We start from the raw sequence: 17,345 nt of genomic DNA, 5'->3' as shown, positions 1-17,345 counted from the left end.
TAAGGATTTTTTATAATATGATTTCAAAGGTCGTTCCTAGATTGTGGCTGCTTGAAACTTCAATGGTTCCGCCGTGGGCCTCCACTAATTGTTTGACAATTGAGAGTCCGAGTCCGGTACCGCCGAGAGCACGCGTTCGTGATTTATCGACACGATAAAATCGCTCGAATATTCGCGGTAAATCTTCTTCGGGGATACCCTTCCCTTCATCCTGAACAATCATGTGAATCGCTCCGTCGATTCTTTTAACGACGACGTCTATTTTAGTTTTCGGCTCCGAATATTTCCGTGCATTATCAATCAGATTGAGGATCACTTGTTCAAAGCGCATCGGGTCAATTTTTGCATAAAGATGATCCGGGCATTCGAGAACGATTTCGATCTGGTACTCCAAGAAAGCCGGTGAAACTTTTTCAATGATTGTTTGAAAATAAGGTAATAGATGAACCTCTTCTTTTTCTATTGAAAAAGTATTTTCATCCATTTTTGCGAGATTAAATAATTCCTTCACTAGTTTCGATACCTTGCCAGTCTCTTCAAAAATAATTCCTAAATATTTATCTCTGTCCTCATTGTTCGTTCCTTGTCGGCGGGCAATATCTGCGTAGCCCTTAATATAAGTCAGTGGAGTACGGAGTTCGTGCGAGATGCTTGCAAGGAACTCATTCCGTTCATTTTTTAGAATTTCTAAATCACTTGCTAACACCTTAATGGATTCCCCGAGCTCTCCGATTTCATCTTTACCAACGTTTGGCAGGGAGACGGAGAAATCACCCTTGCTGATCCGTTTTGTTGCTTCACTCATTTGAATAAGCGGGTGAGTGACAAACCTGGTCAAAAAGATAATGATAATAATCATAAACAAGAGGGAAAGCAGGCCAGCAATCAGGAAATGCTGGTTAAGTCCGGAAATTAAATTTTTGATTTTTTTTGTATTTTGAAACATATAAACATAACCGTTGATTTTATTATCAACAATTACTGGGCTAATGGAAGCGATATAAGCTTCGTTTTTCCAGTCGTCTTCTAAAATCAAACCCTCGTGTGGCACACTTTTTGGCTTAATATTCATGATTTTTTTCATTTCATCTGCAACCTTATTGGACGACATATAAATCGTTCCATCTGGTTTTGTCAGAATCACCTGTGTATCGGTCTGTGCCTCCATTATGGCAATGTGCCGAATGGTTTCATCATGAAATGAAGCCTCGAGGATCTCACGGTGATTATTCCCTCGTGTCTGGAGAGAAGTTAACTCTTCATGAACCCGGGAATGAATGATATTATTATGCAAAAAAAACATCGAAATGCCTTCTAGTATAAAGATTGCAATAAAAAATAGAACGCCTATTTTAACTGATATTTTATTCATATTTCCAAGCACCTCACTCCCTAAGCATACTATAGAGTTTGCTGTACGAGCGCCTTATTTTGTAGCAAATTTAATAAAAAAAATGGACGCCCCACCGATTGGGACGTCCGAACTATATAAAAAAGAGAGGTTAAATTTGGGATGAGTAAGATGGTTTTGAACCAACTACTGCATCAATGAGGTGATAACAAAAACTTGGGATTCCTTTTAGTTATTCCCTCATTCCTAACTACACTCACATCTTACCGAGAAAGATTGAAGATGTTATGAAGAACTTGTGGTGAATTTGTGAAGTTACAAACATCACAGACTTGAAATGATATAGTTATTATGTGGGGAGTGGTAAAAATGAAGATATTATTAGTAGATGATGAACGTAGAATCATAGAGGTTCTTGAAGCCTATTTAGTAAGAGAAGGCTATGAAATTCATAGTGCCGATAATGGAATAGATGCCTTGAAAAAAGTAAAAATACTAAACCCTGATTTAATCATATTAGACTTAATGCTGCCCGATATATCAGGTGAAGAAGTTTGCCGGCTGGTCCGAAAAGAATCGGACGTGCCAATCCTGATGCTGACCGCCAAATCGGCAGAAGATGACCGCATCAACGGAATCGTGATGGGTGCGGATGATTATTTAACCAAACCGTTTAGCCCGCGGGAAGTCGTTGTTCGCGTGCAAGCTATTTTAAGGCGTGTGAAAAAGTCGGAGAAAGTAGAACGACTTGAATTCAATGGGAAAAGGCTTGTCATTGACTTAATAAAAAAGGAAGTAACCGTAAACGGAGACTATATTACCCTAACACCGATTGAATATAAGCTGTTAACCAATATGGCGGTGAATCCGGGCCGGGTCTACAGCCGGATGGATTTGCTTGAAAAGATTCAGGATGAAGGCATGTATTATGAGGGCTATGAACGCAGTGTGGATACCCATATCAAAAATCTTCGTAAAAAAATTGAGATGGATTCACGGCAGCCAGATTTTATCGTGACGGTATTCGGGATGGGTTACAAATTTGGAGGCGTATTAGATGCTGCAAACGCTCCGGTCTAAAATTCTCTTTTATTTAATACTCATCTCAATGATTGCCATCATCATTGTGAGTTTTTTTATCCAATATGGATTTGAAGAGAGTTTCAGCAGCTATTTAGATCACAATCGGGAAAAAAAGATTGATCGGATTATCACGGAAATTGAAAAGGATTATAAAAAAAATGGCCATTTCACCAGTGACCCCGTGTTTGGGCTCTTGCACGAACATGCGATGACCGATCAGCTTTACTTCCAATTGTATGATCGGCTGGGGCAATTGCAAATGGATTCCTCGAACATCCGTGGCATGTTGAATAGCTTCGGGTTAGCTGAACCTGCTCCAAATGGTGAAGAATGGCATTCCCAAACCTATACACTAAGGGTAGATGATAATATCATTGGGAAACTTGTCGCCATCTATCCGAAAGGTTTAATCGATGATGAGTATACATTTATCCAAACGATTCAATTGTACATTTATGCAGCCGTTTGTTTGACGCTCGTGCTGGCGATTATCTTTAGTATGCTTTTTTCCAAAAAACTCACTTCAGGATTACAGAAGCTATCGTTTGCGGCAAATGAGCTGCAGAATCATAATCTTGATATTCGGATTCCATTATCGGGCTTGCCCACCGAGGTAAAGGACATTGCGATTTCATTTAATAATCTTGCGGTGTCGTTGGCAAAGGAAGAAAACCTGAGAAAGCATTTTACGGGTGATCTGGCCCATGAGCTTCGCACACCGCTGGCCACATTGAGAAGTCAAATTGAAGCATTTCAGGATGGTATTTGGGAGCCGACTCCACAGCGTTTGCAGACAACCCATGAAGAGCTAATGCGGTTGGTTAGGCTCGTCAATGAACTAGAAAAGCTTCTTGCCGCTGAAAATCCGCAGATTCGACTTGAAAAAATGGAATTGGATGCAGGAAGTGTGCTGGCCGCGTTATTTGAGATTTTTCTGCCGTTGTTTACGGAGAAGGGTGTCCATCTCCATATTGAAGAACCTGTTCAGGACGAAATGTTTAAAGCAGACAGGGATCGCTTGATGCAAATCCTGTCAAACATCCTCAATAATGCCCTAAAGTATACACCGGAAGGAAAAAACGTCACCATTTCTGTCCAAACGGATATGTCTGGCTATGTCGGCTTCAAGATTCAAGATGAGGGATCAGGAATGGCTGAGGAAGATATTCCGCATATATTCGAACGCTTCTATCGCGGGGACAAATCACGAGACCGCAAAACCGGAGGAGTTGGAATTGGCCTCTCGATTGTAAAAGCCTTAATGGATGCGCATAGGGGCGTCATAAAAGTAAAAAGCAAGTTAAATAAGGGAACAAGCGTTACTTTGTGGTTTCCTCAGGAAGACTAACCCTAAATACACGAAGAAGGCCTCTGCAGTGCGCGGGGGCCTTCTGTGCAATTCACTCTTGAAAAAAAAAGGATGTGTTAAATGTCATTGTTGATTTTATGTTCAAGTTGATTGGAGCGGAAGGCGCGGAGACTCCTGCGGGAGGACGGGACAGGGGAGACCCCACAGGCGCTTAGCGCCGAGGAGGCTCTCCGGACCGCCCGCGAACCGCACGCGCCTGGAGCGGAAATCAACAGCCAAGGTTAACAGAGCCAAAAGAAAAAACAGCTCCAAACCGGAACTGTCAATTAACGTGCAACGGGGTAAAACTTTTTCCACTCATTTAGGAAGGATGCAGTGGAGGAATTCGGATGTTCTAGGACGCGTGGGGTTAGTCCTACTTGTTTCACCTCACCATTTACAATGATTGCAAGCTGTTTCGTGAGATAATTGACCTCCATCAGATCATGGCTGACAAAAACAGCCGTTGTCTTGGCATCGTCAATAATTTGCTTGAAATCTTCCATTAACCTAATTTTTGTTGGAAAATCTAAAGCGGAAAAAGGTTCATCTAAAAACAGAATCTCCGGTTCAACAATCATCGCCCGCGCTAAGTTGACCCGCTGTGCCTCGCCGCCGGATAAATATAGCGCATTTTTTTTCGCCAAATGACTGATCCCAAATAACTCCATCCAGTGCCCCACTTTTTCCTTGATTACCGATTTGGAGACTTTTCTTAAGGTTAAACCTATCGCAATGTTATGAAAAACAGTTCCATCTAACAATAAGGACTGCTGGAGAGCAATGGAGAATTTCCTTCGCAGCTCAAGCGGTGCATTCCCCTTAGGAATGGCCTGTCCTCGGTAAAGGATTTCACCACTATTTTGCTGATCAAGAAACGCCAGCAACTTTAGCAGCGTACTTTTCCCCGCACCATTTGGTCCCATGATACCGAGAAATTCCCCGGTCTGAATCTGAAATTCAGGAATATCAAGAATGATTCTATTATGGGCTTTATACGTAATGTTCTGCAGCTCAATTAAGGGGTTCATGATATTCGCTTCCTTTGCTGTAAAAATGTTAACGCTGCCGTAATCAACAGGGCAACCGATAATAATATAAACGATAGCGCTAAGGCAATATCAAAGTTCCCCTTTGAAACTTCCATCACAATCGTCGTCGTTAAAATGCGCGTGTCGCTTTGGATATTCCCGCCGACCATCATCGCAGCACCAACCTCAGCGATGACCCGGCCAAAGCCAGCCATAATTGCTGCCAATACCGCAATTTTTAATTGTTTAATGAGAATCCATAAGGTCTGTAGTTTTGTTGCTCCAAGTGCTTTAATTTGCAGAAGCATTTTTTCACTAATTTGCTGAAATGCTGTGCAGGTTAGACTGGTGACAATCGGCAAACTCACTAATATTTGTGCCATGACAATCGCTGTTGGTGAATAAAGCAGGGTAAGGTCTCCGAGCGGACCCGAGCGCCATAAAAGCATCGTAATCCAAAGTCCAGCAACAACAGGAGGCAGCCCTAAACCAATATTGATGAATAATAATAGAAGTCTGCGGCCTTTGAATCTAGTTAATCCAAGAAAAATGCCAAGCGGCAATCCTATCAAGGTACTAATCAGGATGGAAATTAGACAAACTTTAAGAGTGAGCCAGGTAATCGCAAATACTTCCTGATCACTAGAAAGGAGCATCTCTATCGCTTTTTTTAGTCCATCAATGAGTAGTTCCATTTAAAGTGCCTCCAGGATTTTCTATAGCTTTATAAACAGAAGGACCCTTAAAAAAGGGCCTTCATCTACTATTCTGTATACTTAATAAATAATGATTGACCGTATTCTTTCTTACCGAAATCTTCAATCACATCTTGTGTTTTCGCATCTACCATAAATTGTACAAATTTTTCAGCATCTTTGCTATTAATTTTGTCATGTTTTTCAGGATTTACTTGCATCACGTGGTAAATGTTCATTAAATCTTTGCCGCCTTCAACGACGATTTGAAGGGTATCCAAATTTTTCTCTTGTGCCAGCCATGTAGCGCGGTCAGTTAAGACGTAGCCTTTTTTCTCTGCGGCCACTTGTAAGGTTTGCCCCATGCCTTGTCCAGTTGAAACGTACCATTCCCCAGCCGGTTTAATGCTTGCCGCTGCCCAGATACCAAGTTCTTTTTTATGTGTGCCAGAATCGTCACCTCGTGAAACGAAAGTAGCTTTCGAATCAGACAATTTTTTGAAAGCTGCGTTAATGTCGTCACCGCTGACACCTGCTGGATTTTCCTTTGGTCCTACGAGAATAAAATCATTGTACATCACGCGTTTGTAGTTTATGGCATCACCGGCATCAACAACTGCCTTTTCAGCTGCTGGAGCATGAACAAGAAGGACATCTGCTTCCCCTTTTTTTCCCATTTCTAATGCCTGCCCTGTACCAACTGCAATGGTTTTTACTTTTACATTGTTTTCTTTTTCAAACATTGGGATCAGGACATCTAGTAAGCCGCTGTCTTGTGTGCTTGTTGTTGTGGCAAGGATCATTTCAGTTGGTGCTGCCATAGGTTCAGTCTTTTTTACTTTTTCTGCTGAATCTTTTGTGTCAGAATTTCCGCACGCGGCTAAAATTACTAGCAGCATCGCCAATAAGAATCCAAGATAACGATTTTTTAACATGTTTTTGTTTCCTCCGTTTGACTGGTTTGATAGGTGATTTTTCCTAATTCTGATATATCATATCCTTCCAAATCCGTTAAACTGTCTTTGAAACTAGCAGATTGTAAATACTGAATTAGGTCTGTTAAACTTTGTTTATTTTCAGAGGTGAAGCGGAATACAAGGTCAAAATGTTCTTTCGCTACTGGGAGGAAGTCCAATCCTAAATGGCTTGCAGCCGACTGAATTCCGAAGGTGACATCAGCCATGCCCCTGCAAATGTGCGAGGCAGCAGATAAATGATTCCACTCCTCCTTGCTATACCCGCTAATTTTACTAGGATCGATTCCATAGCTGGAAAGCTTTGAGTCAAGTAAAAATCGTGTTCCTGCCCCTTTCTGGCGATTAACAAATTGAACATCATTTCTCGTCAGGTCAGGAAAATCATGAATATTTTTCGGATTGCCTTTCGCGACAATAAAGCCTTGTTGTCTTGCCGCTAATCTAAGCACCAAAATTGATTCGTATACAAAAAGTTGATGAATGAATGGCAGATTATATTCTTGTGAGTTTGGATCGAGTAAATGAATTGCAGCAATATCACATTGGCCCCGGTATAGCATCATTAACCCTTCAAGACTGCCTATGTATGAGGGCTGGATTTGCAAGTATAATGCTGTAGCTGCTTGTTTCGCGAAATGTTCGACCAGAAAGTCGTGACTGCCTGATAATCGAATGGATTGGGACGGATTACATGGAGTCTCTGTTGGTTCAGATAGACTTTTTTTGGCGGGAGCCTTTGTGTTCTCTTTAAATCTTTCCAGCTCAGCTTGTTCAATTCTCATTTTGTTCCCAATCTTAAATGCCTGCAGATCACCTCTTTTAATTAACTCATAAACCGTATGCTTTGAGATTTGAAAGATTTGGGCCACTTCATCGGGTGTATAAGCCTTCTCACCCATATGTCACCCTCCTTTTTCCAGTTTTTATTTTATAAAAAGAATAGCATAATAAAAGTGACTTTTGTTAAGATTTGTTAAGTTTCGTTTGGGATTGTCATGAGTTGTTCAAAAAACAATCAAGTTTTCACAAGATTTTCACAAACTTCACTCATTGTTCAATCGTGAGCATAGACAAATATTGTAATATAAGGAGAGAATATTAAATTTGCGAAAAAGGGGACGGATCTAAATGTCTAAGCTTCTATATATAACAGCAAATCCAAAAAATGATAGTAAACTTTCAAAAGGAATGCAAATTGGGGAAGTATTTTTAGAAGAGTTCAAAAAGGAACAGCCTGATGTGGAAATTGAGCATATGCACTTATATAGTATGGATATCCCTGAGATTGATATGGATTTACTTTATGCACGTGCAAAACTATCATTTATGGGCTATACAAAAGATCAGCTTAAAGAAGGAGAGCGGACGAAACTAGAAAAAATGCATGCGCTGGCAGACCGTTTTATTGATGCGGATTACTATGTGTTTGTTACACCGATATGGAACCTTGGTGCACCCGCAATTTTAAAATCCTTCATGGATTGCTTATTTATTGCGGGGAAAACATTTACTTACTCTGAACACGGTGCAGAGGGACTTCTTACCGGAAGAAAGGCAATTCACATTCAAACACGCGGAGGCATTTATTCCATCGGCCGAATGGTTGATTTTGAAATGGGTGACCGTTATTTGAGTAAAGCCCTTGAATTCCTTGGCTTTGAATTAATGGAAACGGTATTTGCCGAGGGAATGGATCATAATCCAAAGATGATTCCTGAAATTATGGCAAAAGCGAAGGAACAAGCAGCAAAAGCAGCTAAAGAAATGGCGAAATTGCCAGTTTCATTATAAAAATGAGCGACTCGAGTGCTGTCGAGTCGCTTTTTCGTTGTTTTTTTATAAATATCGCATGAGTTCTCATCCTAATTGCGGAAAACCCATTTTTGTTTGCGAAACTATTTTTCTGAACCTTAACTCACTAAAATTTACCTGTAAATTGGAAAACTAACACAAGTACTCCTAATGCCCAAACATAAATTGCAAATGGTTTTAAGGAATGATTTTTCAAATAGCCAATCATCCACTTAACGGCAACATAACCGAAGGCAGCAGAAGCGACAATACCAACGAGCAATGCCGACAAGGAGATTTCTTCACCTTGACCGCTGAGTAAATCCTTCGTTTGCAGGACAATCGCGCCAGCAATGGCTGGTGTGGACAATAAGAAGGAAAAATAAGCAGCTGTTTCACGATCTAATTTTCGCCAAAGCGCCGCAACGATCGTCATCCCTGAACGAGAAATCGCAGGCATAATCGCAACGGCCTGAAAGGTACCGATAATGAGGGCATCTTTATAGCTGATATCATCCATTTTCTTGTAGCCATTTTTCGCTGAATCAGCGATCCACAGGAAGATCCCCGTAATTAAAAACTCCCAGCCAATCGTAACCCCAGTTTTCGAAATTTCATCGATATAATCTTTAAACGCAAGTCCAAAGATTACCGCTGGGATGGTACCAACAATCAACAAAAAGGTTAACTTACTAAACGGGTTTTTGATAATTTTTATAAATTCATCCTTATAAAAAACAAAAACAGCCAGCAATGTGCCGACATGAAGCATCGTATCGAGCAAGAGTCCGGCTTCCTGTAAGCCGAATAAATTTCTTCCTAAATAAAGATGGCCAGTACTGCTGATCGGCAAGAATTCGGTTAAACCTTGGATAATCCCCAGAATTAGTGCTTCTAATTTTGTTAACATAGTTACCCTCACATTCTAAAGAAATGTTAAGCCTGTACATTTAAAAGATATGCTAAAATTACCTATTTAATGAAATCGTATTCTATTTTAGGATTCCGTTTCCAATTAGGCAATGAAAATATCTAATGTCTAAACAAAATAAGTGCAATTGGATGGCATCCTCCCATAAAATAGAAATATACTCGTTCGAGAGGAGAAACGCATTTGGAAAATTCACATCTTCATTTTAATACGTCGATCGGTGTTATGAAGCCCGAAAATATTCGAAACAAAGACCAGGCCTGTCCATTTTGCGAAAGAGATCAACTAACGAACCTTATCGCTGTGGACGAACCGATTATTCTTTTGAAAAATAAATATCCTGTTTTAGAAAATACCTATCAAACGGTGTTAATTGAAACGGATGATTGTCATGGTGAATTATCGACCTACCCAAAAGAGCATTTACATAAATTGATGAGATTTGGAATCAAGCATTGGTTAGCTATGGAGGAAACTGGCCGCTATCAATCTGTGATCTTCTTCAAAAACCATGGACCTTTGTCAGGAGGTACGCTCTCCCATCCTCATATGCAAATCATTGGCTTGGATGATATTGATTATAAAGAGAAGGTAACCCATGAAATGTTTGAAGGGATTGTAATTGATGAAACAGCGGAAGCCCGGTTTACGCTGTCGACAAAGCCCCGTGTTGGATTTTATGAATTCAATATTGAAATGGATGATTCGTGTTACCAGGAAAAGTTTTCGGATTACCTGCAAACGGCTGTTCATTATATTTTGAACCATTTTCCATTCAAAGCAACGAGCTATAACTTGTTTTTTCATCATATTGAAAATAAAATCTATGCAAAGGTTGTTTCGCGCTTTGTGACCACCCCGCTTTTTATTGGATACGGCATTCCACAAGTTCCAAGTAATCTGGAATGGATGGCTATGGAATTGCAGCGGATCTACTTTAATAAATAAGAAGAAAAAACTATGGGCGCTTCCGCTTTCTAATTTATGTAAATTAAACCATTCACAGTTTAGAAGTTGTGATTTACTGATAATAAAAATATAATGAAGGAATGCAGCATTTCATAGTAAGGTGGAACTGATATGACTTCAAATAACGACAAAACTTCAAAACTTGATTACAATCTTGTTTTTATATTGATATTACTGTTTTTAGCGAGCTGTTTAGCAATTTTTAGTGCGCAGGCGAGCGGACAATACAAGGAGAATTTTTTAATCAAGCAAATTGTTTGGTACGCGGTTGGTGGAGGGATTATCACTGGGGTTATGACCCTCGATTCAGATCAACTCCGAAAGCTAACCTGGTATGCTTATGGGTTTGGAATACTTATGCTTGGATTTTTAATTGTTGCCCCGGAAAGCATCGCACCAGTTATCAATGGGGCGAAAAACTGGTTTAAGGTTCCTGGCATTGGTACCCTCCAACCATCTGAGTTTGTTAAAATCTTCATTATATTGGCTCTTGCGCGCGTGATTGAAGATCATCACCTCAAAACTCAAATAAAAACCATGCAAACGGATTTTTGGCTTTTAGTTAAGCTTGGCATTGTAACCATGGTCCCTTTAGCACTTATTATCAAGCAGGACTTAGGGACATCGCTTGTATTCTTAGCGATATTATTAGGGATGGTATTTATTTCGGGGATTTCGTGGAAGCTGCTCACACCATTGTTTGCAGTAGGTATGGCGTTAATTGGAACGATTTTTTACTTTGTATTATGGCATCCAGAAGTTTTGGAAAAGTACCTTGGGGTGGGCCAATATCAGCTTCGTCGGATTTATTCTTGGCTAGATCCTTATAGTTACCAAGGATCGGACGCCTATCAGTTGACAAAATCATTACTTGCGATCGGATCAGGCCAAACGGGCGGTAAAGGATTGGGAAACCGTGAAGTTTATTTGCCTGAAAGTCAAACGGATTTTATTTTTAGTGTCGTTGGCGAAGAATATGGCTTTATTGGGGCAAGTGTATTGATTAGTCTGTTTTTCTTATTGGTTTATCATATTACCAAGGTTGGTATGGAAACAAAGAATAATTTTTATACGTATATTTGCGTAGGGGTCATCAGCATGATCACCTTCCACGTCTTCCAAAATATTGGGATGACGATTGGCGTTCTACCGATTACAGGGATTCCTCTACCGTTTATCAGTTATGGAGGCAGCGCCTTAATGGGGAACATGTTCGGGCTCGGCTTAATTTTTTCGATTCGCTACCATTATAAAAAGTACATGTTTTCGACAACAGCTTAATATAGAAAAAAGAGCGAAGTGGGTTCGCTCTTTTTTTGTGCTTGAAATTGGTGTTTGGCGGAATAAACCCAGGATTTGGCGGAATTGCGGTTAAGTTTGGCGGATAAAATTGAGTAGTCGGCGGAATCCCGGATAAGTTTGGCGGAAAAACCAGAAAAGTTAGCGGAATCCGGCTAGGATAGGAGAACTCTACCGCATTTTATGGGGTGTCTATTCTGGCTTGGCGGAATAAACCGAGGATTTGGCGGAATTGCGGTTAAGTTTGGCGGAATAAATTGAGAAGTCGGCGGAATCCCGGATAAGTTTGGCGGAAAAACCAGAAAAGTTAGCGGAATCCCGCCAGGATAGGAGAACTATACCGCATTTTATGGGGTGTCTATTCTGGCTTGGCGGAATAAATCGGGGAGTCCGCGGAAATCCGGATAAGTTTGGCGGAATAAATTGAGAAATTCGCGGAATCCCGGATAAGTTTGGCGGAAAAACCAGAAAAGTTAGCGGAATCCCGCCAGGATAGGAGAGCTATATCACATAATTATGGGTATCTAGGCCAGGTCGGCAAAATCCCCGTTCAAATCTGCAGAAAAAATATTCAAAGTAAACAAAAAGAGCGAGGCCATGGCAAGCCTTGCTCTTTTCTAATATATAATGGGAGGGTTTTTGATAAAAATTGCTTATTTCTTTAGTAAGATTTTCTCAAGGTCATCGAGCATAATATTTGCAGCCAGAACACCGCCCGCGGTATTCCAAGTTGCGTCACTTACCTCATGAACATTTCCACTCTTCACAGCATTTAAATTTTTCCAAAGTGGATCGTTTGTCCATTCTTTTGCAGTATCTAAGGCTGCTTTATCACCTGGTGGCGCATAGGTGAAGTAGAAAAGCAGGTCTCCATCCATTTTAGGAATGACTTCTTTGCCTACCTCTACAGCGAGTAAACCAAGCTTATTATCCGGAGTGAAAAGTGCTTCCTGCTGGGCAGCACGTTTGAAGCCTAATTTATCAAAAATAACACCAGAAAAAGAATCAGTGTAATAAATACGAGATTTACCAGCCATAAAACGAACAACAGAAACCTGTTGATTTACTTTATCGCCGAGTTTTCCTTTTAAATCTGCTACATGTTGATCAAAATCACCTAAGACTTTGTTCCCTTTTTCTTCAAGGTTCAAAGCTTTTGCATATAATTTAAAGTTTTCTTGCCAATCGCCTCTAAGTGTTTCGGAAAAAACTGTAGGAGCAATTGCACTTAGTTGGTCATACACTTTTTCTTGACGCAGCTTGTTTCCAATAATCAAATCAGGTTTTAACGAGGCAATTTTCTCCACGTTTACTTCACCCTCAACTCCAACAACCTCTACGCCATCCATATCCTTTTTAATATGATCATACCATGGATCTCCAAGCCAAGATTGTACAGCCCCTACAGGTTTTATACCTAAAGCCAGAAGAGCTTCTGTTCCTTCATTTGTGAGAATAACGACTTTTTTAGGCGTACCTTTAATTGTGGTTGATCCCATCGCATGCTCAACCGTATAAGATTTTTCTGTAGTAGTTTTTGCTTCATTTTTCTTTTCAACAGTTTTTGCCTCATTACCGCCGCCGCAAGCAGCTAATAAGAAAATGGTCATAACTGAAAAAAGAGTAAGTATTGTCTTGATTGCCTTCATTGTTTATGTATCCTCCTTAGCTAATTGTTAATGATAATCATTTTCAATGACAACTTAATCATAAATTGAGTAGTACCGATATGTCAACGGTTTAATTGAAAATGATTATCAAAATTATTTACATTTTTGTGAACAGAACACGTTATAATTGAAAATGATTTTCAAAGTCATTGACAATGATTATCAATTGGAGATAGACTTAAATTAATTAATTCTAGTAAGAAGTTAGAAAGGTTTCCATAGATATGCTCTTAAAAAGTACTTCATCAAAATGGATTGGATTAATAATTGCCGTCTTGGGAATGGTGTTATTTATGTGTGCCAGTGTCATTTATGGTTATACCGATACCAGCTGGCAAACAGCAGTAGATGCCTTTACTAAAAATAACGGATCCAATGAACATATCATTATTCAAACCGTAAGGCTGCCTAGAGCGTTAATCGCCTCAGCCGTCGGCGCTAGCCTGGCCATTGCCGGTGTCCTCATGCAAACATTAACAAAGAATCCGCTTGCATCACCTGGAATATTTGGGATTAATGCAGGTGGAGGATTTGCAGTTGTCGTAGCGATGACTGTGTTTTCTGTAAATAGTTTAAATGCGTTTAGCGTTCTTGCTTTCTTAGGAGCTGCCGTTGCAGCGATAAGTGTTTACGCCATTGGTTCATTTGGACGTGAAGGTTTAACGCCAATGAAGCTCACATTAGCAGGGGCTGCGATGTCAGCGATGTTTTCCTCCTTTACTCAAGGATTACTAGTGTTGGATGAGGTCATGCTTGATCAGGTTTTGTTTTGGCTGGCAGGCTCTGTCCAGGGTCGAAAATTAGAGACGCTTGTCTCGGTTTTACCTTATATTGGGATCGGCTGGATTGGTGCCGTGTTAATTGCTGGTAAAATGAATATCCTGTCCATGGGGGAAGATGTTGCCAAGGGGCTGGGTTTAAACACAGGACTTATCAAAATCGCCATAGGCATAATTGTTATTTTACTAGCGGGCGGTTCTGTAGCTGTCGCAGGTCCAATTGGTTTTGTGGGTATTGTGGTCCCACACATTACTAGATCGATTGTTGGGATTGATCATCGTTGGGTCATCCCATTTTCAGGCGTATTAGGAGCGATCCTATTAATCGCGGCAGATATCGCCGCAAGATACATTTTCATGCCGTCTGAGGTACCTGTTGGTGTCATGACAGCCATCATTGGAACTCCATTCTTCATTTACATCGCAAGAAGGGGGTTCAATGGACGATGAGTAAATATAAAAATTTCCGCCTTTTTAATGGAAAAATGTCCTTTTTAGTTGATCGAAAAGCATCATTAACTTTTTCCATCCTACTCCTCGTTGCATTCTTTGTTTTTGTGGTTAGCACGGGAAGCGGTGAAATGAAGATTAACCCTCTTACAGTTATAAAAGTGTTATTCGGCGGCGGACCTGAGATGGAAAAGCTTATTATTACATCTTTTCGCCTCCCAAGAATTATTGTCGCCTTAATGGTTGGTATTTCACTAGCGATTGCAGGTGGTATTTTACAAGGAATGATCCGAAATCCGCTAGCTTCCCCTGATGTTTTAGGGATTACAGGTGGAGCAGCCGCTGCCGTTGTAAGTTTTTTAGCGATTTTTAGTGATAAAAATCATTCATTAACGGTAAGTATCGCATGGCTGCCATTAGCTGCTTTTATAGGTGCAACAGTGATAGGATTTTTAGTGTATTTTCTTGCTTGGAAAAATGGTGTTTCACCGATCAGGCTTGTGTTGATTGGAATTGGGATCTCAACGCTAATGCAAGCGATCACTACTTTAACCATGGTAATGGGCCCGATTTACCAGGCGAGCCAAGCTAATATATGGATTACCGGAACCGTGTACGGTTCCAATTGGAGTAATGTTGCCATCCTTGTCCCGTGGACGGTTGTCTTCGTGATAATTGCTTTGGCAGTAGCACGGACGATTAATATCCAAGAGCTCGGTGATGAGGTTGCAACTGGATTAGGCGGCAAGGTTCAAAAACAACGGTTTTTATTATTAATGATCAGCACCGCCTTGATTGGAGGTTCCGTTGCTTTTGCCGGGGGCATCGGTTTTGTCGGCTTAATGGCACCTCATATGGCGAGAAGGTTAGTGGGTTCATCGTTTGGAGCATTGCTTCCAGCGAGCGCCTTGATTGGCGGGATTCTTGTCATGATCGCTGATTTAATTGGCAGAACGTTGTTTTCACCGTTAGAAGTCCCAGCCGGAGTGTTTACCGCTGGCATCGGGGCACCGTATTTTATTTACTTACTTTTTAAAACAAGAAATCCCTAGGAAAGCGGAAGCGTCCGTTTAGCGAAGTACACTAATCGCTGGGCGCTGGAGCTAGACAAGAAGCAAACCAAAAAGTCAAAAAGGAGCTGTCAGATGATGAATGCGATTGAAACGAAGAATTTATCACTATCCTATGGGGAGACTCTCATTATTGATGAATTAGACTTGAAGATTCCAAAGGGTGAAATTACCGTGTTTATTGGCGGAAATGGCTGCGGAAAATCAACTCTGCTTCGTTCAATCGCTCGTCTCTTGAAGCCAAAGTCTGGCGCTGTCTTGCTTGAAGGGAAAGCGATTGCCAAGCTGTCGACGAAGGACATTGCGAAAAAGATGGCAATTTTACCACAATCGCCTTCAGCACCTGAAGGTCTAACCGTCCTGCAGCTCGTCAAACAAGGCCGCTATCCACACCAAACCTGGTTAAAACAATGGTCAGAGGAAGATGAGAAAAAGGTCAATGACGCCCTTAAGGCAACAAGATTAGAGGACCTGAAAGAAAGAACGGTTGATTCGCTCTCTGGCGGTCAAAGACAGCGTGCCTGGATTGCGATGACACTGGCTCAGGATACTGATGTCATTCTATTAGATGAACCGACTACCTACCTGGATATGACCCATCAAATCGAAATCCTTGATTTGCTGTTTGAACTAAATGAAAAGAAGAAGCGGACCGTTGTCATGGTACTTCACGATCTCAATCTGGCCTGCCGTTATGCCCATAATGTCGTGGCTCTCAAGGATCAGAAGGTATATGACCAAGGAAAACCGGAACATGTGATTAATTGCAGCCTTGTCAAAAATGTTTTTGGCATGGACTGTGAGGTAACAATGGACCCTCTATTTGGGACACCGCTCTGCATTCCTTATGGAAAGGGAAGATGTATCCTCGAAAAGGCGGTAGCGATGAATGGTTAAGTTATTCGTGGAAAATCAATTGGAAAAATACAGATTCAAGGCCAACTTAGAGCATTCATTCAAGGTTGCCGATCTCTTAGATGAATCGTACCTCAAGGACTTTTTGAAAAATTTAACCGATGCCATTGAGGCTCCATCTGAAAAAGTAGCTGCTTCCATTTTTATTAAACGCTATGCCTTTTTAGGCGTGATATCTCTTTATGCGATGACTGCTTTGAATAAAAAGCTAAATGTAACGTTGGATAATATAAAAATGGAGTCGGCTGTTCGAGGGAGAGATTGGCTTCCGGCGATTTCATTTAACGATGTTACTGTTCAGGACTGGGATGGCAACGACCGTTCTGAATGGCGAGCCAGCGTTTTTAAAGATCTGTTTGAAAAGAACATTTTTCCACTGATCTCACAACTGGAAAAAACAATCGGTATTTCGAAGTTAATCCTGTGGGAAAATATCGCTGTCTACTTATTTTGGCTCTATGAAACCGAACTAAAAGATTATGATCAAGTTGCAGAGGATTTTCGCTACTTAATTTTAGAAGCCGAAGGAAAGTTATTTGGTCGCTACAACTTAAATCCACTGCAAAAGTACTTTGCTGAAAAGACATATTTGGAAGAATGGGATACAGAGGTAAGAGTAAGAAAGACCTGTTGTTTTACATACCAACTGCCGGCAGGCAAGCGCTGCAAAACCTGCCCATGTACCCAAATTGTGAAGGACAGAAGGTGTCATGATGGAGAAAGCATTTGTGAAGCAGTTCGAAGCTTTGCTTGAAAAATATAGTGAACTTTTGGTTGGAGAATCCACTGATGAAACGAAGGAGAAGGTGAAGGTATGGGCATTGTATTCTCATATTGCCAAGTCGATGCCTGCTCTGGCTAAGCACTGGAATGGGCTCTACCCGGATGCTAAGGAAGAAATGATGCAGATTATTAATGAAATAAAAGTCATGAATGAACAACATCGCTCATCTTCTCAAAATTAAAATTCATACAATAACCGGAGG

At 40.8% G+C, this 17,345-nt stretch carries 17 protein-coding genes; 10 read left to right on the top strand and 7 right to left on the bottom strand.

From position 1 onward, the window contains the following. Positions 1-10: 10 nt before the first annotated feature. Positions 11-1,372, bottom strand: coding sequence for a HAMP domain-containing sensor histidine kinase (locus tag AB7942_RS09150; protein WP_369446594.1), 1,362 nt, complete (start codon positions 1,370-1,372; stop codon positions 11-13). A gap of 348 nt (positions 1,373-1,720) precedes the next feature. On the opposite strand from AB7942_RS09150, the gene AB7942_RS09145 reads away from it, so the two are divergent. Both AB7942_RS09145 and AB7942_RS09140 read left to right on the top strand, forming a co-directional pair. After that, entirely contained in the window at positions 1,721-2,431 is a 711-nt protein-coding gene (locus AB7942_RS09145; RefSeq protein ID WP_369446593.1) for a response regulator transcription factor, read from the top strand. Further along, positions 2,409-3,782, top strand: a complete 1,374-nt coding sequence (locus AB7942_RS09140; RefSeq protein WP_369446591.1) for a HAMP domain-containing sensor histidine kinase — start codon at positions 2,409-2,411, stop codon at positions 3,780-3,782. Before AB7942_RS09145 ends, AB7942_RS09140 begins: the two co-directional genes overlap by 23 nt. A gap of 287 nt (positions 3,783-4,069) precedes the next feature. On the opposite strand, the gene AB7942_RS09135 is transcribed toward AB7942_RS09140, so the two are convergent. From AB7942_RS09135 to AB7942_RS09120, 4 genes are all read right to left on the bottom strand, one after another. Further along, the gene (locus AB7942_RS09135) at positions 4,070-4,813 is read right to left on the bottom strand and encodes an ABC transporter ATP-binding protein (RefSeq protein ID WP_369446590.1); all 744 of its coding nucleotides are present in this window, start codon (positions 4,811-4,813) and stop codon (positions 4,070-4,072) included. Continuing rightward, positions 4,810-5,508 (bottom strand): ABC transporter permease, encoded by a 699-nt coding sequence (locus AB7942_RS09130; protein WP_369446589.1) that lies wholly within the window; start codon positions 5,506-5,508, stop codon positions 4,810-4,812. Before AB7942_RS09130 ends, AB7942_RS09135 begins: the two co-directional genes overlap by 4 nt. Before the next feature lie 68 nt (positions 5,509-5,576). Next, complete coding sequence (locus tag AB7942_RS09125) at positions 5,577-6,443, bottom strand: ABC transporter substrate-binding protein (protein ID WP_369446588.1); 867 nt, start codon at positions 6,441-6,443, stop codon at positions 5,577-5,579. Beyond that, positions 6,437-7,384, bottom strand: coding sequence for a substrate-binding domain-containing protein (locus tag AB7942_RS09120; protein WP_369446587.1), 948 nt, complete (start codon positions 7,382-7,384; stop codon positions 6,437-6,439). The genes AB7942_RS09125 and AB7942_RS09120 overlap by 7 nt, the downstream gene beginning before the upstream one ends. Positions 7,385-7,613: 229 nt before the next feature. Here AB7942_RS09120 and AB7942_RS09115 point away from each other — a divergent pair, with 229 nt between their 5' ends. Then, on the top strand, positions 7,614-8,276 hold the full coding sequence (locus AB7942_RS09115) for an FMN-dependent NADH-azoreductase (protein ID WP_369446586.1): 663 nt from the start codon (positions 7,614-7,616) through the stop codon (positions 8,274-8,276). Positions 8,277-8,403: 127 nt separating this feature from the next. Here AB7942_RS09115 and AB7942_RS09110 read toward each other — a convergent pair whose 3' ends face one another. Beyond that, the gene (locus AB7942_RS09110; RefSeq protein WP_369446585.1) at positions 8,404-9,186 is read right to left on the bottom strand and encodes an undecaprenyl-diphosphate phosphatase; all 783 of its coding nucleotides are present in this window, start codon (positions 9,184-9,186) and stop codon (positions 8,404-8,406) included. A gap of 204 nt (positions 9,187-9,390) precedes the next feature. On the opposite strand from AB7942_RS09110, the gene AB7942_RS09105 reads away from it, so the two are divergent. Together AB7942_RS09105 and AB7942_RS09100 are read left to right on the top strand one after the other, a co-directional pair. Then, a complete protein-coding gene (locus tag AB7942_RS09105) occupies positions 9,391-10,155 on the top strand; it encodes a DUF4931 domain-containing protein (RefSeq protein WP_369446584.1) in 765 nt (254 codons plus the stop codon). Between the two features lie 132 nt (positions 10,156-10,287). After that, positions 10,288-11,457: an FtsW/RodA/SpoVE family cell cycle protein gene (locus AB7942_RS09100; RefSeq protein ID WP_088089520.1), complete on the top strand. Its 1,170-nt coding sequence runs from the start codon at positions 10,288-10,290 to the stop codon at positions 11,455-11,457. 671 nt (positions 11,458-12,128) lie between these two features. On the opposite strand, the gene AB7942_RS09095 is transcribed toward AB7942_RS09100, so the two are convergent. Beyond that, positions 12,129-13,124: an ABC transporter substrate-binding protein gene (locus tag AB7942_RS09095; protein ID WP_369446583.1), complete on the bottom strand. Its 996-nt coding sequence runs from the start codon at positions 13,122-13,124 to the stop codon at positions 12,129-12,131. A gap of 245 nt (positions 13,125-13,369) precedes the next feature. Between AB7942_RS09095 and AB7942_RS09090 the strand changes: the two genes are divergently transcribed. The 5 genes from AB7942_RS09090 (at position 13,370) to AB7942_RS09070 (ending at position 17,324) form a co-directional block, all read left to right on the top strand. After that, entirely contained in the window at positions 13,370-14,374 is a 1,005-nt protein-coding gene (locus AB7942_RS09090; protein ID WP_098930884.1) for a FecCD family ABC transporter permease, read from the top strand. Next, on the top strand, positions 14,371-15,426 hold the full coding sequence (locus AB7942_RS09085; RefSeq protein WP_369446582.1) for a FecCD family ABC transporter permease: 1,056 nt from the start codon (positions 14,371-14,373) through the stop codon (positions 15,424-15,426). The genes AB7942_RS09090 and AB7942_RS09085 overlap by 4 nt, the downstream gene beginning before the upstream one ends. Before the next feature lie 96 nt (positions 15,427-15,522). Then, entirely contained in the window at positions 15,523-16,341 is an 819-nt protein-coding gene (locus tag AB7942_RS09080) for an ABC transporter ATP-binding protein (protein ID WP_369446709.1), read from the top strand. After that, positions 16,334-17,113: a siderophore-iron reductase FhuF gene (gene fhuF, locus AB7942_RS09075; RefSeq protein ID WP_369446581.1), complete on the top strand. Its 780-nt coding sequence runs from the start codon at positions 16,334-16,336 to the stop codon at positions 17,111-17,113. The genes AB7942_RS09080 and fhuF overlap by 8 nt, the downstream gene beginning before the upstream one ends. Continuing rightward, on the top strand, positions 17,073-17,324 hold the full coding sequence (locus tag AB7942_RS09070) for a YusU family protein (protein WP_098930878.1): 252 nt from the start codon (positions 17,073-17,075) through the stop codon (positions 17,322-17,324). The genes fhuF and AB7942_RS09070 overlap by 41 nt, the downstream gene beginning before the upstream one ends. Positions 17,325-17,345: the final 21 nt, after the last annotated feature.

Source organism: Neobacillus sp. BF23-41, from assembly GCF_041106275.1.
The sequence above is the reverse complement of the archived record's forward strand: the minus strand, read 5'-3'. Positions and strand labels throughout refer to the sequence as shown.